This window comes from Rhodanobacter soli (assembly GCF_039523495.1).
GTDB lineage: Bacteria > Pseudomonadota > Gammaproteobacteria > Xanthomonadales > Rhodanobacteraceae > Rhodanobacter > Rhodanobacter soli.
Genome location: NZ_BAAAFK010000001.1, coordinates 2,609,561 through 2,630,796 on the forward strand (window position 1 = coordinate 2,609,561; position 21,236 = coordinate 2,630,796).

Below are 21,236 nucleotides of genomic sequence, written 5' to 3' on the forward strand. Positions count from 1 at the left end.
CATTCGCCGCCATCGCGGCCTGTCCTGGCCACATCGTGGTCAGCAGCGGCCTGTTCCACCACCAGCCCGCCAGCACGACCAGCGCGACCGCGCATATCAGCAGGGCAACGGCGCGCGAGAAGCGCATGAACCACTGCACGACGCGCATATCCTGATGGAAAGGCACTGTGATCATGGCAATCCCACACCTGCAGGAAAGTCCACCGCCCCCCATGCACGGCAGTACAACTGGTACGAAACGCACCATGGCACAGTCGACGTGCACCCCGAGTTGACGCCGATCAATCCGACCGCCGACGTACCCTGCCATAGTCCGCCGCGAACCGTCCGGACGGCCACTCAAGTACAGGCGAGGAACGCGATGATCATCTTCAGCTGCCACGGCGCCGCCAAGCAGGTCACCGGTTCCTGCCACCTGATCACTTGCAACGACCGTCGCGTGCTGATCGACTGCGGCCTGTTCCAGGGCAGCGAGGAGGTCGAGCGGGCCAACGCCGAACCGTTCGGCTTCGATCCGGCCGGCATCGACGTACTGCTGCTCACCCATGCCCACCTGGATCACTGCGGGCGGATTCCGCTGCTGGTGCGCCAGGGCTTTCGCGGACGCATCCTTACCACCGCCGCCACCCGCGAACTGGCCCGCGTGGTGATGCTGGACGCCGCCGGCCTGCAGGAAGAGGAGGCGCGCCGGGCGCAACGCACCGATCGTCGCGGCGAGGCGAAACCGCCCCTGTACACGCTCGACGATGCACTGCACGCACTGGACTTCTTCGGCCCGGATGTCGGCTACGGCGACACCGTGCCGGTCGTCGATGGCGTCAGCGCGTGCTTCCTCGACGCCGGCCACATCCTCGGCTCGGCCTCGGTCCTGCTCGAACTGGACGACGGCAGGCAGCGCCGCCGCATGCTGTTCTCCGGCGACCTTGGCAATCCGGGCCGTCCGCTGCTGCGCGACCCGACGCCCGCGCCGCCGGCCGACTACGTGGTGATGGAAAGCACCTATGGCGACCGCCCGCACCGCTCGGTGCCGGATTCGGTCGACGAGATGTACCAGGCCATCCGCGAGACCGTGACGCGTCGCGGCAATGTGGTGATTCCCACCTTCGCGCTCGAACGCACCCAGGAAATCCTCTACTACCTGCACCGCGGCATCCTCGACGGCGCGATCCCGCCGCACGTGCGGGTATTCCTGGATTCGCCGATGGCGATCTCGGCCACCGAGATCTTCCGCCGCCACCCGGAATGCTTTGACAGCGGCTTCCTGGATGAACTGCAGCACGGCGATCCGTTCGCCATGCCCGGCCTGCATTTCACCCGCGAGACGGCCGAGTCGATGGCGATCAACAGCGTCGACGGCGGCGCGATCATCCTGGCCGGCTCGGGCATGTGCAACGGCGGCCGCGTGCGCCACCACCTCAAGCACAACCTGTGGCGCGAACGCAGCAGCGTGGTGTTCGTCGGTTACGCCGCCGAGGGCACGCTGGCGCGGCGGATCATCGACGGCGCGGCCAGCGTGCGCGTATTCAACGAGGAGATCCCGGTGCGCGCGCAGGTATGGACGATCAACGGCTTCTCCGCGCACGCCGACCAGCCCTCGCTGCTGGCCTGGCTGGGCGATGCGCCGCGACGCAAGGTGTTCCTGGTGCATGGCGAATACGGCCGCGGCATGCAGGCGATGCAGGAAGTACTGGGCTCGCGCGGCGTCGCCTGCCAGCTGCCCGGCCTGCACGAGCCGATCAAGATCGACTGACGCCCGGCGCCGGACTGCGAGGCGCCGCCGGCCACGCGCATCCGCGAGCCGGCAACCGGCATCGTCTCGGCAAGCCGGCAGAAAACCCACCTTCGCTTGACATGGATCAGACGAGGGGGCTTTTCACACTCCTATATTCGACCCGCTGACGCACGAATCCCTGGGGGCAGGGATTCACTGGCTCTCGCCGTTTCCGGCAGTGCCAAACCAACCTTCAGGGGAGAATCGCATGACGCAGCGGATCACTGATCTGACGCTTTCGGTGCTGGCCTGTGTGATGGCCGTTCTGTTGTCCTGGCCATTCTGGCGCGATTTCGAGTATTGGCCCGAATCGCATCTCGCGTGGTGGGCCTACTTCGCGGCCGGCATCGTACTGGCGGTGTACGTGTTCTACGTCTTCATCGGCAGCCTGCGCATCCTGTTCCTGCACGATACGCAGGAGCAGACCGCAACCACCGACAAGGCGAAACTCTCATGAGCTGCGGAGTCGGTGGCAGCAGTTGCGAGACGCCCCGGCGCCGGGGCGCATTTCTGGTGTTGGCCATCCTGGCCCTGATCTTCGTCGTACTGTCGATCTTCTCCTTCCTGAAGTCGCGCAATCAGGTGACCCCGGACACGGTTTCCTTCGGCGCCTACCAGGCTACCGACGGCAAGCGCGTGTTCCAGGCCTACAATTGCATGGGCTGTCACACCATGGTCGGCAATGGCGCCTATCTAGGGCCGGATCTCACCGAAGAATACAAGCACGCCGGACCCGCCTGGCTGGCCGCGTTCCTGCCGTCGGCCGGCGGCTGGCCAACAACGGCGGCGGTACGTGCGCAGTTGCTGGATCCGAACCAGTCAGCCGACACCGGCACCGACTCGATCGAGGCTTACCTCAAGAAATTCCCCGGGGCGGCGCAGCGCATCGAGCGACGCGGTGGCGGCGCCACGATGATGCCGAACCTTCCGCTCAGCAAGGACGAGATCGGCCAGCTGATCGCCTATCTGAAATACACCTCGGCGATGAACACCGAGGGCTGGCCGCCCAAGGTGGAAGTGGAGGGTCTTGATCATCGCCTGCTGCTTGCGCATGGCACGGCTGCAGTTACTCAGACTACCCCGGCGATGGCAGCGATGGCAGCGCCGGCACCTGCCGGGCCCACCGCGGATCCCGCGGTACACGGCGCGCAGTTGGTCAAAGACACCGGCTGCGTGGCCTGTCATGCAGCCGACGAAAAGCGGCTGGTCGGCCCGGGCTGGGGCGGCCTGTACAACGCGAAGGTCAGCCTTGCCGACAGCAGCACGGTGATCGCCGATGACGCCTACCTGCGGGAGTCGATCCGTCAGCCCAACGCGAAGATCGTGGCGGGTTATCCGGCTGGCGTGATGCCCGCCTACGCCACCCTGCTCAAGGACGACGAAGTCAACGCCATCGTGGCCTACCTCCACACCCTGGAGAAGCAGTGATGCAGATCGAATACCAGACCCAACGGCTGAGCATGCGTTTCTTCATGCTGATGCTGGTGCTGTTCGTCTTGCAGGTTGGTTACGGCCTGCTGCTGTCGTTGCAACAAGCCGATCCGACCGTGCTCGCGGGCGTGATGAACTTCAACGTCGCCCGCGCCGAGCATCTGAACCTCGGCATCCTGTGGATCCTGTGCGGCTTCATCGGCGCGATCCTGTTCGTCGGGCCGCTGCTGGCCAAACGCGAGATGGTCTCGCCGTGGCTGATCAAGCTGCTGTTCTATGCGTTGATCGTGATCGCCGTGTGGAACTTCTTCACCCTGCGGCTGGCCCAGGTCGGCATGGCCGGGTGGTGGCAGGGGCAACCGTGGCTGCAGCAGGGGCTTGAGTATCTGGAGGCGGGGCGGATTGCCGGCGTACTCGTGCTGGTCGGCTTCGCGATCCTCGCCTACGTGGTACTGCGCACGTTTCCGCCGGTGCGCCAGTGGAACGAGATCCACTGGGGCCTCGGCCTCGGCGTCACGGCGCTGATGGCGGTGTGGGTGTTCGGCCTGTTCTACGTGGCGCGGCTCGATCTGCAGGAATACTTCCGCTGGTTCGTGGTGCACTACTGGGTCGAGGGCGTGTGGGAAGTCATCCACATCACCCTGGTCGGTTTCCTGCTGGTGCTGATGTTCAAGGTCGACATCAAGTCGGTGGGCTTCGCGGTGTTCTGGGGCGTGGCGCTGGTGTGGCTGTCCGGGCTGATCGGCAACGCGCACCACTATTTCTGGATCGGCACGCCGGAGTTCTGGCAGTTCTGGGGTTCGTTGTTCAGCGCGCTGGAACCGCTGCCGCTGGTGTTCTGCTTCTGGCACATCTACCTCGATGCACACACCAACAAGCGCCCGTTGGAGAACGCGCCCGCGTTCTACTTCATCCTGGGCTCGGTGGTGCTGGAGCAGATCGGCGCCGGCATCCTGGGCTTCACCATGACGTTCGCGCTGACCAACGTGTGGTCGCACGGCACCTGGGTGACGCCGGGGCATGCGCACCTGGCGCTGTTCGGCACCTTCGGCATGCTGGGGATCGCGGCGGCCTATTTCGCGGTGCCGATCATCCGCAAGGTGCCGAATTACGACCAGCGACTGGGCAAGCTCGGTTTCTGGCTGGTACTCACCGGCGTGCTCGGCATGGCGTTCTCCTTCGCGATCGGCGGCACGGTGCAGATCTACGTCTACCGCATCCTTGGGCTGGACTGGTTCGGCGGTGATGTCGCCCGCACGATGGGCGTGTTCAAGCTGATGCTGCCGCTGTTCGGCATCGTCTTTGCGGTGGGTGCCGGCGTGCTGGCCTACGACCTGCTCACCCTGGGCCGTCGCCTGAGCGTGCCGGCCGGTATGGACGTCCACGGCGGTTCCGCCGCGGTCCATCCCGCCACCCGCTGGGGCCGTCCGCTGAGCGGCTTCGAAGCAGGCATCTGGCTGATGATGATGTGGATATTCGGTGCGATCATCACGCTCGGCCTGCTCAGCTTCAACCTGCCACGGGTACGCGTGGATGGTGACCCGACCTTGCCCTATCTGCTCGCCGGCGTGGGCTACCCGGGGTTGCTGCTGGTAACCCTGCTGTTCGTGTGGCGCTTCCTCGCATCGCTGGAAACACGCGCGAACACGGTGAGTGCGCCCTCGCTGTTGAGGGTGCTGCCAGCGCAAGCCTGAGATCGGGCCGGCCCCGGCAAACGGGGCCGTGAGGCAACAAGTCGAGGCCGCCGGGGGAACCCGGCGGCCTCTTCGTTGGTTACCGTGCCCCACGCGGCGACCCGACAGCACGAGACGGAATCGCCTGGCAAAGCGCAGATGCACCCGCGCCGGCCTGGACCGTTGCGTGCCGCCACTCCTGCAGCGGTTCGCTGGTGCCGGCGGCGGCGTCGAGCGGTCTTACGAACTCTGCCCGCCGCGCCGCGGCAGCATGCGCAGCAAGGTGTTGTCCCGGTTCACGTAATGATGCACCAGCGCGGCCGCCGCGTGCAGGCCGACCAGGTAGTAGCCGATCGTGCCGATGGTTTCGTGAATCTCCTTCAGCGAATCGGCGAGCGCCTTGTCCGCTCCCACCAGTGCCGGCAGCTGCAGGCCGAAGAACGGAACCGGCTTGCCCGATGCGCTGAGGGTGAGCCAGCCGATCAGTGGCATCGTGATCAGGAAAACGTACAGCGCCAGGTGCATCAGCCCGGCCAGACGCTCCTGCCACACCGGTGGCACCGGCCGGATCGGTGGCGTCGCCCCCGCCGTGAAGCGGATCGCCAACCGCGCGAGGACCAATGCGAACACGCCAAGACCCAGCATGAAGTGCCAAGTCTTCAGACCTTCGCGCAGATCGCTGCCGCGCGGGTAAAAGCCGCGCAATTCGATGCAGGCATACACGGCGACCAGCAACAGCAGCATCAGCCAGTGCATGGCGATCGACAGCGAGCCGTAACGGTCGGTGGTGTTTTTCCAGTTCATGGCAATCTCTGCAGGCGATGTCGGCAACGGCCGGTTCGACGCGATCACGCGTTGCCCCAGCCCATGCCGACAGCCTGGGGTGAAAGATCCTCGCGCAACTTGATCCCGATCAAATACACACAGAATTTGCGCCCTGCCATGCTAAGGTGCGGCCACGCGACCCGGCTGCCCGCCGGGTTCATGAGAGCCCATCTCAAGCCCTGCGAGGACGCTGATGGACCCCGGAACCAACGTCCTTGACCTGAGCCAGCTGCGACGCAGTTGCTCGTCCTGTGCCCTGAACGAACTGTGCCTGCCTGCCGGCATTTGCAGCGACGACCTGGAACGGCTGGACACGGCGGTCCGCGACAAGCGCACGCTGGACCGCGGCAGCGTGCTGTACCGTGATGGCGACCCGTTCGAGGCGCTCTACGTAGTGCGTTCCGGCTCGCTCAAGACCTTCGTGCAGGACGATTACGGCGACGTGCAGATCCTCGGCTTCCACCTGCCCGGCGAAATCCTCGGATTCGACGCGCTGGCTTCGAACCGACATGTCAGCCAGGCCGAGGCACTGGAACGCAGCAGCATCTGCGAGCTCCCCTATGCGCAGCTGCAACAGGTCACCAGTGAGGTGCCGGCGCTGCACCGGCAACTGATGCGGGTGATCAGCCGCGAAGTGATCGAGGAACACCGCCACCTGGTGATGATGGGCCGGCAGCAGGCCCAGGAGCAGCTGGCGATCTTCCTGAAGAGCCTGGCCGACCGCTACCAGCGCCTGCAGCGCGACGGCACCGCACTCACGCTGTCGATGTCGCGCTACGACATCGCCAACTACCTTGGCCTGGTGGTCGAGACGGTCAGCCGATTGTTCTCGCGCATGGAGGAGATGGGCGTGCTCGAGGTCAACCGCAAATCCGTGCGCATCTGCCGCCCCGACCTGCTCGCCGACCTCTGCCGCAGCAACGGCGTGGCGGCGCCGAAACAGCGCGGCGCCGGCTGAGCTTTCCGCGTTCTTCCGGATTGACCAAGGTCAAGTTGGGCCCATGCAGGCCGGCGTAGAACTGAATCTTGCAAGAAGCCATGCCGCACCAACCGCCCGTTTCGGCATGGGAATCGACCGCGATTCATCCGCCACCGGGAACAGATCATGTCCAACGTCCACCCTACCGACCACGACCCCACACCCGCTGCACCCTTCGGCGCCATCGAGGGAACGCACTGGATCGAAACCCTGAATGATGGCAGCCCGGTGCTGATACGCCCGCTGCGCCCGGAGGATCGCCAGCGCGAAACGGACTTCATCAACCGCCTGTCGGAGCAGGCCTGCCGCTTCCGCTTCCTGGGCAACTTGAAGGAAGCGAGCCCGGCTCTGCTCGACCAGCTGATGAACGTCGACTACCAGGATCGGATGGCCTTCGTGGCGCTCGCCCACGACAACGGCGAGCTGCGCGAAGTCGGAGTCAGCCGCTACAGCGCGAGCGGCGACGAAAAGCAATGCGAATGCGCGGTGACGGTGGCCGACGACTGGCGCCACCGCGGCTTGGGCGTGCTGCTGATGAGGCGCCTGATCGATATCGCGCGCAAGAACGGATTCCGCAGGATGTTCTCGATCGACGCCGCCGAAAACGAGCCAATGCACGAGTTGGCCGACTACCTGGGCTTCCGGCGCCGGCTCGACCCGGATGACGCCGCACAAGCCATCCACACTCTCGACCTCTGACCGCCAGCGAACCCCGGACGCCCCACCATGCCAGTCATCGAGCAAGCCAGCCCGACGCCGACCGTGACACGCCCGGGCGATGTCCTTGCGCTGGTGACATCAACCAACCCGTGGAGTCCCGCCGCTGAAACCGGCCTCGCGATCGCCGCGCGCTGGGGCAGCAACCTGACCGGCTGTTTCATCGACCCCGCGCTGCGGAAACTCGGCGGCGCCGAAGCCGACACCGAACCCACCGTGCTCGGTCTGCTGTTCGAACCGCGAATGGAATTTGCCGACGAGCACGCCGCCTTCGAAGCATTCGCGCGGCAGTCCGGCGTGCGCAATGCCGACTGGATCGTCGCCCGGGTCGGCATCGCCCCCACCTTGCGCTGGCTCGGCGCGCGGCACGACCTCGTGGTGATCGAGCGGGACATGGTGCAGGCATCCGGCCTGCTCGACATTCTCGGCGAGGCGATACTCGGCTGCCGCGTGCCCTGCCTGATCCTGCCCCCGCATTGGGGCCACGAGATCCGCTTCGAGCGCATCGTGATCGGCTGCAACGGCAGCATCGAGGCGATCCGTGCGATCCACTCCGCCCTGCCGTTCCTCAAGGCGGCGAAGCAAGTGACCCTGGTCGACGGCGATGTGCGCGACGGCGACGAAGGGCATCCGCGCTTCGATCCCTTCGTCTACCTGCTGCGCCACGGCATCACGTCCAGACCCAGCTACGTCCGCGCCTCGTCCGCGATGGCCGGCGAAATCCTGCTGAAGGAAGTCGAAAACATCGACGCGGACCTGCTGGTGATGGGCGCTTATGGCCGCTCACGCATGCGCGAACGCGTGTTCGGCGGCGCCACCCGGCGCGTGCTGGAAGAAGCCCTCATCCCGGTGCTGATGCAGCATTAGGCCTGCACGTCCGCACTGGCCACAGACCCGTCAGCGCGTGACGGACTCCACCGGCGCCGAAGCAGCGCGCTCGCGGCGATGTCGAGCTGCAGCAGCAAGCACGACGACCGCGGCGAGGCTGCCCAGCAGGGCTAGCAACAGGTCCTGCTGCGCATCCCACGGGTCGCCCTGGGTACCCAGGTAGGCCACGCCCAGATCCCCGCCGAACCACACCGCGGCAGCCCATTCGAAAAGTTCATACAACGCCGAGCTGGCGGTCATCAGGCTGACCGGCACGATCCAGCGCCAGAGTCCGGGCGACGGCGTGCGTGCGGCCACCAGCTCCACCACCACCGGGGTCACCAGCAGGCCGTAGGCGAAATGGATGGCGCGGTCGAAGTGATTGCGTGACAGGCCCAGCGCCTCATCCAGCGAGAAGCCGCACAACGCGGAGAACCACCGGTCCCACGGCACTTCCGAGTAGGGGTAATGCGCGCCGATCTCGTGCAACAGCAGGAATGCGAACAGCGCCGCATAGCTGGCATCGGAAAAACGCAGCCGGTGGAATCCCAGCACCAGTACCAGCAGCGCCAATACCACCAGCACGTTCTCCAGCAACCAGTCCTGGCGATAACGCGGCGAGATGCCGAGGACCACCGCCGCGACCAGGAAAACGGCCAGCAGCACCAGCGGGAACCGAGCTCCCTGCGACCCATGTCGATCGTTCATGCCTGCCTGCGATCCCGCCATGCGCAACGCGTCGCGTCGATCATGCCATGCCGGCCGCGCGCAACTGCGACAATTCGCGCGCCACGTCGTCCTGACGACCTGACCTGCATCAAGATGAGCGGACACCGCGTCGCCGAGCATGCGCGCACCTTTCAGGGAGATGCGCGATGAGTACCACCCGAAAACTCTGGCTTGGCCTGGCGGCCTTGCTGGTAGCGTCGTTCGCCGTGCTGCTGTGGGTCGGCAGCGTGGTCCACCAACAGGCGCCGCCGCTGCCCACGGCCGTCGTCACCAGCGACGGCCAGACGCTGTACACCAAGGCCGACATGGAAGAAGGCCGCCAGGTGTGGCAGAGCATCGGCGGCCAGCAACTGGGATCCATCTGGGGCCACGGCGCGCTGCTGGCGCCGGACTGGAGCGCCGACTGGCTGCACCGCGAAGCCACCGCCATGCTGGAATTGCTCTCGCGCGACGCAGGGCTGGGCCCGTACGACTCGCTCGATGCGCCCCAGCAGGCGGCCCTGAAAGCGCGGGTGCAGGAAGAACTGCGCACCAACACCTACGACGCGGCCAGCAACACCATCACCGTCTCGGCGCTGCGTGCGCACGCGATGGAAGCCGTCGCGGCGCATTACATGAGCCTGTTCGGCAACGATCCGGCCACGCACAAGCTGCGCGAAGGCTATGCCATGCGCGAGAACACCGTGGCCGAGATGGAGCATCGGCGCGAGGTCACCGCGTTCTTCTGGTGGACCAGCTGGGCCGCCGCCACGCAGCGCCCGAACGAGGCGATGAGCTACACCCAGAACTGGCCGTACGAGCCGCTGGCCGGCAACGCGCCGACCTCGACCAGCTTCCTGTGGTCGGTCTTCAGCATCCTTTTCATGATCTTCGGCATCGGCCTGCTCGGCTGGCATCACGCGCGCCAGGTGAGCCATGAACCCTTGCCACCGATTCCGGCGCGCGACCCGCTGATCGAAATGAAGGCGACGCCTTCGATGAAGGCCACCGGCAAGTATTTCTGGACCGTGCTGGCACTGTTCCTGGCGCAAATCCTGCTGGGCGCCACCACCGCGCATTATCAGGTCGAGGGCCAGGAAGCGTATGGCTTCGCGCTGGCCAACTACCTGCCATACAGCCTCACCCGTACGTGGCATACCGAGTTGGCCGTGCTGTGGATCGCCACCGCGTGGCTGGCCACCGGCCTGTACATCGCACCGCTGATTTCCGGCCATGAGCCGAAATTCCAGCGGCTCGGCGTGAACTTCCTGTGGGTCTGCCTGCTGGTGATCGTGGTCGGTTCGTTCGCCGGCCAGTGGTTCGCGGTGATGGACAAGATGGGCCTGCAGTACAACTTCTGGTTCGGCCACCAGGGCTGGGAATACACCGACCTCGGCCGCTTCTGGCAGATCTTCCTGTTCATCGGCCTGATGCTGTGGCTGTTCCTGGTCGGCCGCGCACTGCTGCCGGCGATGCGCGGCAAGAAGGAAGGCGCGTCGATCGTAGGCCTGCTGTTCCTGTCCACCGTGGCGATCGGCCTGCTCTACGGCGCCGGCCTGATGTGGGGCGAGCACACCCACATCGCGATGGTCGAGTACTGGCGCTGGTGGGTGGTGCATCTGTGGGTGGAAGGCTTCTTCGAAGTGTTCGCCACCGCGGTGATCAGCTACCTGTTTGTCCGCCTGGGCCTGCTGCGCGTGAGCAGCGCCACCACCAACGTGCTGTTCGCCACCATCGTGTTCATGGCCGGCGGCGTGCTGGGCACCCTGCACCACCTGTACTTCAGCGGCACCACCACGGCGGTGATCGCGCTGGGCGCCAGCTTCTCGGCACTGGAAGTGGTGCCGCTGGCGCTGATCGGGCTGGAAGCCCACGACACCTGGAAGAAGCAGCATGCCGCGCCGTGGATGGCGCGCTATCGCTGGCCGATCATGTTCTTCGTGGCGGTGAGCTTCTGGAACCTGGTCGGCGCTGGCCTGCTCGGCTTTCTGGTCAACACGCCGATCGCGCTGTACTACATGCAGGGCCTCAACCTCACCGCCACGCATGGCCACACCGCGTTGTTCGGCGTGTACGGCATGCTCGGCCTGGGCCTGATGCTGTTCTGCCTGCGCGGCATCAAGCCGGAGGCACAGTGGCGTGAAGGCTTGCTGCGCAGCTCGTTCTGGACGCTCAACATCGGCCTGTCGCTGATGGCCGTGCTGACCCTGCTGCCGCTGGGCATCCTGCAGCTGAAGGCGGTGCTGGAGCACGGCTACTGGTTCGCCCGTTCGGCCGAGTTCATGGACCGCCCGCTGATCCACATGCTGGTGTGGATGCGTGTGCCGGGCGACACCCTGTTCGCCGTGGGCGCCCTGCTGATCGCGGTGTTCGTCGCCGCGCTGTGGCTGTGGCCGAAGCGCCGGACGGCCGGCGCGCCCTTGCCGCAAGGCGTCCCCGAGAGCGCGTGACCTGCCGCGCACATGACGTACATCAGGGCGCGCCGCACGGCGCGCCCTGATGCTGTTCCCGAATCCCCCATCCCGAATCGCGCATGTTCGAGTTCTATCCGCAAATCAAATGGGTACACATCGCCTGCGTGCTGGCCAGCGGCTCGCTGTTCGCGCTGCGTGGCCTGCTGGTGCAGGCCGGCCATGCCGGCGCCGCGCAATGGATGCCCGTGCGCTGGCTCAGCTACGCGATCGACACCACCCTGCTCACCGCCGCGCTGATGCTGCTGAGCATCCTGCCCGGCGCGCTGTTCGCCAACGGTTGGCTCACCACCAAGCTGGTGCTGCTGGTGGTCTACGTGGTGCTGGCCACGCTGGCGTTGAAGCGGGCCCGCACGCCGCGTGCGCGACTGGGTTTCTTCGTCGCGGCGCTGGTCACCTACATCTACATGCTGGGAGTTGCGCGCATGCATCATCCGCTGAGCTGGCTGCACGGGTGGCTGGCATGAGCGCCGCGCAACCGTTCGATCACCGCGAGCCGCGCGACCACACGCTGGACGCGTGCTTCCTCGGCCCCTACGGCGAGAACGACGCGCTGCTGGAAAAGTTGCTGGTGGAGTTCCTGCGCGACCACGTGTACTGGCGGCGCAACTTCCATCCGGAGGATCCACCGGCGATCGCCACCAGCTCCGCCCACCACCCCGACTACCTCGCCTTCGAATCGCGCATGCGCCGCGAGCTGCATCAGCTCTCCGCCTCGCTGAAGAAGTCGGTGCCGTTCCACAGCCCGCGCTACATCGGCCACATGGCCTCCGACCTGCTGCTGCCGGGACTGGCCGCGCAGATGCTCACGCTGCCGTACAACCCCAACAACGTCAGCGAGGACGCCGCCCCGGTCACCGTCGACATGGAAGTGCAGGCCGGCCTGCAGCTGGCACGCATGCTCGGCTACCCGCACGACCCGGCGCAGGACGCCTGTGCGTTCGGCCACCTCACCTCCGGCGGCACCCTGGCGAACTACCAGGCGCTGCGCCTGGCATTGGCGCTGAAGGCATTCCCGGTGGCGTTGCGCGCGGCGCAAGTGCCGGAGCTGGCGCTGCCCGCCGACGACTGGGCCGCGTTCAATCTCTCCCACGCCGATGGCATCGCCCTGCTGCAGGCATGGCAGCACTGGCTGGCCGCGCAGTCGCCAGCCGAACGCTCGCGCTGGCTGCAACGGGTGGAGGACGAGCGCATCGAGCAACGCGGCCTGGCCGGCTTCTTTGCCGCGCATCCGCAGCTGCGCGTGCCGCTGGTGCTGGCGCCGGTCACTGCGCACTACTCGTGGAGCAAAGGGCTGAAGTTGCTCGGCCTCGGCCGCAACCAGCTGGAGCTGTTGCCCACCGCCAGCATGCGGCTGGACCCTGCCGCCTTGCGCGACACGCTGGAACGCTGCGCGCGCGAGCGTCAACCCGTGCTGATGTGCGTGGCCGTGCTCGGCGGCACCGAGTACGGCACCATCGACCCGATCGACGCGGTGCTGGCCGCGCGGCGGGAATCGCGCCAGCGCGGACTCGACTTCGCCGTGCACGTGGACGCCGCCTGGGGTGGCTATCTGGCCACACTGTTCCGTCACGAGGACGGTTCGCTGCGCACACGCGACGAAGTGGCCGCCGACTACACGCAGTTCCCGACGCCCGCGGTGCATGCCGCGTTTGCCGCGCTGGGCGACACCGACTCGGTCACCGTCGACCCGCACAAGCTTGGTTACCTGCCCTACGGCAGCGGCGCCTTCATCTGCCGCGACCATCGCGCGATGGCGCTGCTGGCCGAGCGCGCCGACTACGTGTTCCATGCCGCCACGCCCGCCGGCTACCTGGCGCGCTACCGCAGCCTGGGCCAGTTCATCCCGGAAGGCTCGAAGTCCGGTGCGGCGGCGGCCGCGGTGTACGTGACGCACAAGGTGCTGCCGCTGGACCACGTCCACTTCGGCCGACTGCCGCGCGCCACCGTACGCGCGGCCGAAACCTTCCACGCACGCGCACAACGCTTCGCGCTGGAGCTGGCCGGCTGCGTCCACGCGCTGGTGCCGTTCGCGCCGGACAGCAACCTGGTCTGCCTCGCGCTCAACCCGCACGGCAACACCTCGGTGGCGACGGCGAACACGTTTGTGCGCGCACTGCACGACGAACTGCGCTGCGATCCGCAGCAGCCGCTGCAGCTGAAGGAGTTCTTCGGCTCGGTAACCAGCCTGCGCCCGGAGATGCTGGGCCCGGCACAGACCACGCGCATCCTCGGCGCGCTGGGCCTGGACCCGGCCAGCTTCGTTCCCGGCGACGACTGCCTGCTGATCCTGCGCCACACGTTGATGAACCCGTACCTGATCGACCACGAGAACGGCATCAGCTACATCGACCGCTACTTCGACTTCCTCGGCCGCCGCATGCGCAGCTTGTGCAGCGTCGCCAGTATCGCGACATGAATCCGGAGCCTCCGATGGACAGCGTCCTGCGTCTGGTCAGCCTGCAACACGAGACCGATCGCCGGTGGGTGCACGATGCCCTGGCGAAGCTGGCGCAGGAGGCCGCACGTTCGGCCGACACCCACCTGCTGAAGCTGAACTTCCCCGGCTTCCACGGCATCGACTTCTACTTCAAGGACGAGGCCGCGCATCCCAGCGGCAGCCTGAAGCATCGCCTCGCGCGCTCGCTGTTCCTGTACGCGCTGTGCAACGGCCGCCTGCGCGGCGGGCAGAGCGTGGTCGACGCCTCCTCCGGCAGCACGGCGATTTCGGAGGCGTGGTTCGCGCGCCTGCTCGGCTTGTCGTTCACCGCGGTGATGCCGGCCGCCACCGCGCCGGGCAAGATCCGCGACGTGCAGGCGCTGGGCGGCACATGCGACCTGGTCGACGACCCCGCCCAGGTGCACGCCCGCGCCGCCGAGCACGCCGCGCGCGGCGCCTGCCACCTGGACCAGTTCGGCCTCGCCGAACGCGCCACCGACTGGCGCGGCAACAACAACATCGCCGAGTCGATCATCGGCCAGCTGGCGCTGGAAGCCGAACCGGAACCGACCTGGATCGTCTGCGGCGCCGGCACCGGCGGCACCTCGGCCACCATCGGCCGCTACCTGCGCTACCGCCGGCTGCACACGAAACTTTGCGTGGCCGAACCCACCGGCAGCGGTTACGTGCACGGCTGGCGCAACCGCGATGCCCAAGCCGTGGCCAGTCAACCCACCCTGATCGAAGGCATCGGCCGACCGCGGGTCGAACCGGGCTTCATCTTCGACGTGGTCGACCGCGTGAGCGAAGTGCCCGACGCCGCCTCGATCGCCGGCGCCTGGCTGCTGGAGGATCTGTTCGGTCATCGCTACGGCGGCTCGTCCGGCACCAACCTGGTCGCCTGCCTGCAACTGGCCGCCTCGATGCGCGCGCGCGGTGAACGCGGCAGCATCGTCAGCCTGCTGTGCGACCGCGGCGAACGCTACGCGCAGACCCTGTTCGACCGCGACTGGCTGGCCGCGCGCCGGATCGACCTTGCACCATGGGACGCCGCGCTGCGCACCAGCCTGGCCAGCGGCCGCACGCCTCTTGCGGCATGAGCACCGCCGAGCCACGCGAATCCGCGCCACCCGACACGACTTTTGCCGTGCTCGGCTACGGCCGCTTCGGCCAGGCCTTCGCCGACTTGCTGTTGCAGGCGGGGCATCGCGTGCGTGCCTGGGATCCGCATGCGAATGTCCCCGCCGCAGTGGCCGCCGCGTCGATGCCTGCTGCCGTCGGCGGGGCGCGCTGGATCGTGCTGGCGATGCCGGTGCCGCATCTGTGCGCCGCCTTGCTCACGCTGCGTCCGCTGCTGCATGCCGGGCAGATCGTGCTCGACGTGGGCAGCGTGAAGATGCACCCGTGTGCGGCGATGGACGAGCTGCTGGGTGCCGCGATTCCCCATGTCGGCACACACCCGCTGTTCGGCCCGCTCAGCCTGGCCCGCGACGAACACCCGCGGCGCACGGTGATCTGCCCCTCCGCGGATCATCCGCAGGCCGCCGCACGCGCCGGCGAACTGTTCCGCGACCTCGGCTGCGAGGTCATCGTGCAGGACCCGGAAAGCCACGACCGCGCCATGGCCAGGACGCACGCGCTGGCGTTCTTCATCGCCAAGGGGCTGATCGACCTCGGCGTGGACGACGGCTTGCCGGTGGCGCCACCGTCGTTCCAGGGCATGAAGCACATGCTGGCGGCGGTGCGCGGCGACGCCGGCCACCTGTTTGCCGCAATCCAGCGCGAGAACCCGTTTGCCGCCGAGGCGCGCACGCAGCTGCTGGCGGAACTCGAACGGGTGCATCGGCAACTGCTGGCCGACGCGGACGGCGACAGCCTGGCGATCTCTGCGCCGTCCGCGTGAGTGGCCGCGACTCAGGGCTCGTCGTGCATCACGTGCTCGACCGGCGCCGGCTTGTCCCAGCCCGGGTCGTTGAAATATTGCGGATAGTGTGCGATCGCCGCACGCATGTCGGCCACCGTCGAGACCTTCTTCGGATCGGCCTTCAGCGCTTGCGCCGCGCTCATCAGCGGCACCAGGATGCCGTGCAGCGCGGCGTCGGGCTCGGCCGCCAGCTTGCAGTTGGCGAACATGTAGGTCACGGCTTCTTCTACCTCGGTGGCGCGGTCGACCGCCATCGGCGCGCTCATGTGACTCATCTCGTAGTGGCCCAACGCGTCCACTGCGGCATGCGCGCGGCGCATGCCCTCGCTCAACGGTGCATCTGGCGTCCAGCGCTGCGCCGATGCCGGCGCGGCCGCGGTGGCGGCGTGCGCCGCGTGGCCTTCGTGGGCGTGCTGGGGGGAGGCCTGCGCCGCCATGGCCAGACCGAGGCCACACGCCAGCGCAAGAACGGTTTTGACGGATTTCATGCGGGAGACTCCAGCAGGCGGCGCGGATGCCGCGGATGGCAGGATGCTAGCGCGCCGTGACGCAATCCCGACTGATCCACGTCAACACCGCAGCGCACGGCCGCCAGCGCACGGCTCACGCCGGCCCGGAAGCATGCAGCAACGCTCCCGTCGCATCGCGAACGCTGACATCCACCGCGACACCTTGCCGCACGCTCTCGGTGACCACGCAGAAGTCCTCGAACTGCTGCAGCAACCGGTCGATCTGCGCGTAGTCGGCGGCGGCCTCCGGCAACTCGATCGCCACGTCGACATGCACCACGCGCAGACGCTTGTGCTCGTTGCGCTCGAGCCGTGCCTTCGCCCGGGTCACGATGCTGCCCGGATGGTTCTTGTACTTGCGCAGCGAGAACAGCAGGCTGGCACTCAGGCAATTGGCCACGGCGGCGACCAGCATGCGCGACGGGTTCGGACCGGTGTCATTGCCCAGCGGCGCGGATTCGTCGGTGTGCAGCGCAGGAATCGCGGTGTCGTCGAACTCGATGCGGAAGACGTAATCCGACTCCTGGGTCAGGGTGAGGGTGAATTCCTGGGTCTCGCTCATGCTCACGCTCCTTCGGCGCCGGGTGTTTCGGGTAGCGAATGGCGCTGCAGCCATACGTAATACAGCAGTGGAATCACCAGCAGGGTCAGTGCGGTCGACACCAGGATGCCGAAGATCAGCGACACCGCCAGGCCCTGGAAGATCGGGTCGTCGAGGATGAAGAAGCCGCCGATCATCGCCGCCATCCCGGTCAGCACGATGGGTTTCGCGCGCACCGCCGCGGCGTTGATCACGGCCTCGCGCAACGGCTGCCCGGCGGCCAGCGCGTGGTTGATGAAGTCGATCAGCAGGATCGAGTTGCGCACGATGATGCCGGCCAGCGCGATCATGCCGATCATCGAGGTGGCGGTGTACTGCGCGCCCAGCAAGGCATGCCCCGGCATCACGCCGATCACGGTCAGCGGGATCGGCGCCATGATGATCAGCGGCACCATGTAGCTCTTGAACTGGCCAACCACCAGCAGGTAGATCAACAGCAGGCCGACCGCGTAGGCCAGGCCCATGTCGCGGAAGGTCTCGAAGGTGATCTGCCACTCACCATCCCACTTCACCGCGGCGCGGGTGGTGTCGGTGGGCTGCGCGATGAAGTGCTGCTGCAGCAGCTGGCCGTCCAGTCGGTCGTGGCGAAGTTCGCCGACCAGCGAGAACATGCCGTACAACGGGCTGTCGGTGGCACCGGCATCGTCGCCGGTGACCGTGGCATAGGGCAGCAGGTCCTTGTGATAAATCGCCTTCTCCCAGTTCGCCGGCTGCACGCTGACCACCTCGGACAACGGCACCAGCGCACCGCCCTGCGCGCGCACGCGCAAGGCCAGCAACCGGTGCATCGCTGCCTGGTCGCCGGCGTCGAGGCGCAGGCGTATCGGCACCGCGTATTTCGCGTGGCCATCCATCAGGTAAGTCGCATCCTCGCCGGACAGCGCGGTGCGCAGCACCTGCGCGATGGACGCCTGATCCAGCCCCAGCCGCGCCGCGCGTGCGCGATCGACCACCAGCACCTCGCGCGGCGCGTCTGCCTCCACGCTGGTGTCGACATCGACGACGTCGGGGTTGGCCGCGAATTTCCGCTCCAGCTCGCGCGCCGTGCGGCGCACACTGGCGTAGTCGGGCCCGTAGACCTCGGCCACGATCGGTGCGAGCACCGGCGGACCGGGCGGCACCTCGACCACTTTCACCGAAGCCCCGTAGCGCGCGCCGATGCGGGCCAGCGCCGGCCGCACGGCCAGAGCGATCGCGTGGCTCTGGCGCGAACGCTCGCTCTTGTCGACCAGGCTTACCTGCAGGTCGCCGACGATCGGGCCACTGCGCAGGTAGTACTGGCGCACCAGTCCATTGAAGGTGATCGGCGCGGCGGTGCCGGCGTAGCCCTGCCAGTCTTTCACTTCGGGCACGCCGGCCAGGCTCTGCGCCAGCTCGCCGAGCAGGCGGTTGGTGCGCTCCAGCGTGCTGCCCTCGGGCATGTCCACCACGATCTGGAACTCGGACTTGTTGTCGAACGGCAGCATCTTCAGCACCACCGCCTTGACCACCACCAGGCCCACCGCAGCCAGCACCAGCACGCCCATCGCGGCAAACAGCAGATGGCGTCGACGCGGCGCACGATTGCCGTCGAGGAACGGCAGCATCAGGCGATGGAAGACGCGATGTAGGCGGCCGTCGCCCGCGGCATGACTGTCGGTCGGCGCAGCCTCGGCGTGCCGGTGACGGCCGAGCAGCTTCAGCGCCAACCACGGCGTCACGATCAACGCGACCGCCAGCGACAGCAGCATGCCGGCCGAGGCGTTGATCGGGATCGGCCGCATGTACGGCCCCATCAGGCCGGATACGAAGGCCATCGGCAGCAGCGCGGCGATCACCGTGAAGGTCGCCAGGATGGTCGGCCCGCCGACCTCGCTGACCGCCACGGGAATCGCCTCGCGCAGCGAGCGCCCGCCCCGAGCCGTCTCCGATCCGGCCATGTGCCGGTGGATGTTCTCCACCACCACGATCGCATCGTCGACCAGGATGCCGATCGAGAAGATCAGCGCGAACAGCGAGACGCGGTTGATGGTGAAGCCCATCGCCCACGACGCGAACAGGGTCAGCGCCAGGGTGATGACCACCGCGCTGCCGACCACGACCGCCTCGCGCCAGCCCATCGTCAGCAGCACCAGCAGCACCACCGAGAAGGTGGCGAAGATCAGCTTGTGGATCAGCTTGTCCGCCTTGTCGGTGGCAGTCTGGCCGTAGTCGCGGGTCACCGTGACGTGCACGCCGGCGGGAATCACCACGCCTTCGAGTGCATGCAGTTGCGCACGGATCGCGCCGGTGATGTCGGCGGCGTTGGTGCCGGGCTTCTTCGCCACCGCGATGGTCACCGCCGCGGCGCTGCCGGTCGCGGGACCGGGCTTGCCGGCGGGCGCGCCGAACCAGACATAGCGGCTGGGCAGGTCGGCGCCCTGACGGATCGTGGCCACGTCGGAGAGGAACACCGGCTGGCCGTTTTTCAGGCCGATCACCAGCTGCGCCACCTCCGCCGCGTCGGCGAGAAAACGTCCGGCGGTCACCGGCACATTGCGGTTTTCCGTCACCCGCTCGCCGGCCTGGGTCACCACGTTGGCCGCGCGCAAAGCGTTCGCCAGGTCGCCGACCGCCATGCCGTACGCGGCCAGTTTCGCCGCATCCAGCTCCACCACCACCGCCCGCTCGGGCGCGCCGATGGTGTAGACGTCGCGCGTGCCAGGCACGCGCTTCAATTCGGTTTCCAGCGTATGCGCCACCTCGGCCAGCTGGGTCGGACCTTGCGCGGGATCGTCGCTCCACAGCGTGAGCGCCATCACCGGCACGTCGTCGATGCCCATCGGCCGCACCAGCGGCTGGCCCACGCCCAGGTTGGGCGGCACGAAGCCCTGGTTCTGGAACACCTGGTTGTACAACCGCACGATCGCGGTCTGCCGCGGCACGCCGACCTGGAACTCCACCGTGATCACCGCCATGCCGGGCCGACTCACCGAATAGACGTGCTTGACGCCTTCGAGCTCGGCCAGCTTCTGCTCCAGCGGATAGGCCACCAGGTTCTCGACGTCGTGCACGTCGGCACCGGGGAACGGCACCATCACGTTGGCCATGGTCACGTCGATCTGCGGCTCTTCCTCGCGCGGCGTGATCATCACCGCGACCAGGCCGAGCAGCAGGGCCGCGATCGCCAGGATCGGCGTCAGCGGCGAACGCTGGAAGGTGCGGGCAATACGGCCGGAGAAGCCGAGCCGCGGCTCGCTCATGGCGCGACCCCGTGCTTGTTTCCGCTCGACCGGTTCCCGGTCAGCCAACGCGCGGCGGCGGCCGGATCGGTGGCGACCCGTTCGCCGTCATCGAGCCCGGCCAGTACCTCGACCTGGTCTGCATAACGATGACCGATGCGCAACTGGCGCAAGGCCGCGCCATGCTCATCCAGCACGTACACGCCCAGCAACTCGCCACGCTGCACCAGCGCGCTGACCGGCAGCAGCAGGCGTTTCGCCTCACCGGTGGCGAAGGCGACCTTGACTGTCATGCCGGGATACAGGCCGGTGTCGCCACCGGGCAACTGCAGCCGCACATTGAAGGTGTGCGTGTTCGGGTCGGCATACGGAAACACGCTGACGCTGCTGGCGGCAACCCGGCGTGCGCCACCGGGCAACACATCGGCCGCATGGAAACGGCGGATGGCATCGACCGCGCTCTGCGGCACCTGCACGTTGACCCGCAGATCGTCCAGCGATTGCAGCGCGATCAACGGCTGGGGCGACGGCGGACCGGCCTGCACCGCCTCGCCCACCTGCACGTAGCGGCGGGTGATGATGCCCGCGTAGGGTGCGCGCAGCACCGTGTAGTCCAGCGCCTGGCCCACCTGATCGAGCTGAGCCCGGGCCGACGCCAGCGCCGCCTGTGCCGCGTCGCGCTGGGCGCGTTGCTGATCCAGCTGCGCCGCGGAGACGTAGCCCTTCGCGTAGACCGCCTCGATGCGCTTGTACGACGCGGCGGCTTCCTTGTAGGTCGCCTCGGCCGACGCGACCTGCGCCTGTGCCGCGCTGCGCGCCGACTTCTGCTCGACGTCGGTGAAGCGCACCAGCACATCGCCCTTGGCGACGATATCGTTGACGTCATGCGGCAGCTCGAGCACCCGCGCATTGGTCTGCGCCGTGATCGTGGCCTGGTTCACCGCCTCCACCACGCCATCCCAGACCTGTTCGTCATGCGCCGTCTGGGCGTGCACGACCACGCTGGCCAGCGTCGGCGGCGGACTCTTCGTGACAGCCGGCGGGTTCCGCTGGCCGCAGCCGGCCAGCGCGACGACAACCAGCAGCACGGCGATCAGGGGCGGGACGGATTTCATGGCAA

Annotated in this window: 18 protein-coding genes; 12 read left to right on the top strand and 6 right to left on the bottom strand. The window is 67.4% G+C overall.

Annotated elements, in window-relative coordinates; translation table 11 throughout:
• Window positions 1-361 precede the first annotated feature (361 nt).
• The 4 genes from ABD024_RS11920 (at window position 362) to ABD024_RS11935 (ending at window position 4,896) form a co-directional block, all read left to right on the top strand.
• Window positions 362-1,750 carry an MBL fold metallo-hydrolase RNA specificity domain-containing protein gene (locus tag ABD024_RS11920; protein ID WP_343852874.1) on the top strand — a complete coding sequence of 463 codons (1,389 nt, stop codon included), beginning with the start codon at window positions 362-364 and terminating at the stop codon, window positions 1,748-1,750.
• A gap of 229 nt (window positions 1,751-1,979) precedes the next feature.
• Window positions 1,980-2,228 carry a hypothetical protein gene (locus ABD024_RS11925; RefSeq protein WP_343852876.1) on the top strand — a complete coding sequence of 83 codons (249 nt, stop codon included), beginning with the start codon at window positions 1,980-1,982 and terminating at the stop codon, window positions 2,226-2,228.
• A 56-nt stretch (window positions 2,229-2,284) separates the two neighbouring features.
• Window positions 2,285-3,199, top strand: a complete 915-nt coding sequence (locus tag ABD024_RS11930; protein WP_343852878.1) for a c-type cytochrome — start codon at window positions 2,285-2,287, stop codon at window positions 3,197-3,199.
• Window positions 3,199-4,896 (top strand): cbb3-type cytochrome c oxidase subunit I, encoded by a 1,698-nt coding sequence (locus tag ABD024_RS11935; RefSeq protein WP_343852880.1) that lies wholly within the window; start codon window positions 3,199-3,201, stop codon window positions 4,894-4,896. The genes ABD024_RS11930 and ABD024_RS11935 overlap by 1 nt, the downstream gene beginning before the upstream one ends.
• A gap of 219 nt (window positions 4,897-5,115) precedes the next feature.
• On the opposite strand, the gene ABD024_RS11940 is transcribed toward ABD024_RS11935, so the two are convergent.
• Complete coding sequence (locus ABD024_RS11940) at window positions 5,116-5,679, bottom strand: cytochrome b (RefSeq protein ID WP_343852882.1); 564 nt, start codon at window positions 5,677-5,679, stop codon at window positions 5,116-5,118.
• A gap of 214 nt (window positions 5,680-5,893) precedes the next feature.
• Here ABD024_RS11940 and ABD024_RS11945 point away from each other — a divergent pair, with 214 nt between their 5' ends.
• The 3 genes from ABD024_RS11945 (at window position 5,894) to ABD024_RS11955 (ending at window position 8,263) form a co-directional block, all read left to right on the top strand.
• Window positions 5,894-6,658 carry a cyclic nucleotide-binding domain-containing protein gene (locus ABD024_RS11945; RefSeq protein ID WP_343852884.1) on the top strand — a complete coding sequence of 255 codons (765 nt, stop codon included), beginning with the start codon at window positions 5,894-5,896 and terminating at the stop codon, window positions 6,656-6,658.
• A 147-nt stretch (window positions 6,659-6,805) separates the two neighbouring features.
• Entirely contained in the window at window positions 6,806-7,378 is a 573-nt protein-coding gene (locus ABD024_RS11950) for a GNAT family N-acetyltransferase (RefSeq protein ID WP_343852886.1), read from the top strand.
• Window positions 7,379-7,405: 27 nt separating this feature from the next.
• Window positions 7,406-8,263 carry a universal stress protein gene (locus tag ABD024_RS11955; protein ID WP_343852888.1) on the top strand — a complete coding sequence of 286 codons (858 nt, stop codon included), beginning with the start codon at window positions 7,406-7,408 and terminating at the stop codon, window positions 8,261-8,263.
• 30 nt (window positions 8,264-8,293) lie between these two features.
• Here the strand turns inward: ABD024_RS11955 and ABD024_RS11960 are convergent, their stop codons facing one another.
• Window positions 8,294-8,971: a DUF2238 domain-containing protein gene (locus tag ABD024_RS11960; protein WP_343852890.1), complete on the bottom strand. Its 678-nt coding sequence runs from the start codon at window positions 8,969-8,971 to the stop codon at window positions 8,294-8,296.
• A 167-nt stretch (window positions 8,972-9,138) separates the two neighbouring features.
• On the opposite strand from ABD024_RS11960, the gene ABD024_RS11965 reads away from it, so the two are divergent.
• The 5 genes from ABD024_RS11965 (at window position 9,139) to ABD024_RS11985 (ending at window position 15,785) form a co-directional block, all read left to right on the top strand.
• On the top strand, window positions 9,139-11,421 hold the full coding sequence (locus tag ABD024_RS11965; protein WP_343852893.1) for a nitric-oxide reductase large subunit: 2,283 nt from the start codon (window positions 9,139-9,141) through the stop codon (window positions 11,419-11,421).
• An 83-nt stretch (window positions 11,422-11,504) separates the two neighbouring features.
• A complete protein-coding gene (locus ABD024_RS11970) occupies window positions 11,505-11,909 on the top strand; it encodes a SirB2 family protein (protein WP_343852895.1) in 405 nt (134 codons plus the stop codon).
• Window positions 11,906-13,861: a pyridoxal phosphate-dependent decarboxylase family protein gene (locus ABD024_RS11975; protein WP_343852897.1), complete on the top strand. Its 1,956-nt coding sequence runs from the start codon at window positions 11,906-11,908 to the stop codon at window positions 13,859-13,861. Before ABD024_RS11970 ends, ABD024_RS11975 begins: the two co-directional genes overlap by 4 nt.
• A 14-nt stretch (window positions 13,862-13,875) precedes the next feature.
• Window positions 13,876-14,982 carry a PLP-dependent cysteine synthase family protein gene (locus tag ABD024_RS11980; protein WP_343852899.1) on the top strand — a complete coding sequence of 369 codons (1,107 nt, stop codon included), beginning with the start codon at window positions 13,876-13,878 and terminating at the stop codon, window positions 14,980-14,982.
• Window positions 14,979-15,785: a prephenate dehydrogenase/arogenate dehydrogenase family protein gene (locus ABD024_RS11985; protein ID WP_343852901.1), complete on the top strand. Its 807-nt coding sequence runs from the start codon at window positions 14,979-14,981 to the stop codon at window positions 15,783-15,785. The genes ABD024_RS11980 and ABD024_RS11985 overlap by 4 nt, the downstream gene beginning before the upstream one ends.
• Before the next feature lie 11 nt (window positions 15,786-15,796).
• On the opposite strand, the gene ABD024_RS11990 is transcribed toward ABD024_RS11985, so the two are convergent.
• The 4 genes from ABD024_RS11990 to ABD024_RS12005 form a co-directional block, all read right to left on the bottom strand.
• Window positions 15,797-16,294, bottom strand: coding sequence for a DnrO protein (locus ABD024_RS11990; protein WP_343852903.1), 498 nt, complete (start codon window positions 16,292-16,294; stop codon window positions 15,797-15,799).
• A 115-nt stretch (window positions 16,295-16,409) separates the two neighbouring features.
• On the bottom strand, window positions 16,410-16,877 hold the full coding sequence (locus ABD024_RS11995; protein ID WP_343852905.1) for an OsmC family protein: 468 nt from the start codon (window positions 16,875-16,877) through the stop codon (window positions 16,410-16,412).
• Between the two features lie 2 nt (window positions 16,878-16,879).
• Window positions 16,880-20,137, bottom strand: a complete 3,258-nt coding sequence (locus ABD024_RS12000) for an efflux RND transporter permease subunit (RefSeq protein ID WP_343852907.1) — start codon at window positions 20,135-20,137, stop codon at window positions 16,880-16,882.
• A complete protein-coding gene (locus ABD024_RS12005) occupies window positions 20,134-21,231 on the bottom strand; it encodes an efflux RND transporter periplasmic adaptor subunit (RefSeq protein ID WP_343852909.1) in 1,098 nt (365 codons plus the stop codon). Before ABD024_RS12005 ends, ABD024_RS12000 begins: the two co-directional genes overlap by 4 nt.
• Window positions 21,232-21,236 lie beyond the last annotated feature (5 nt).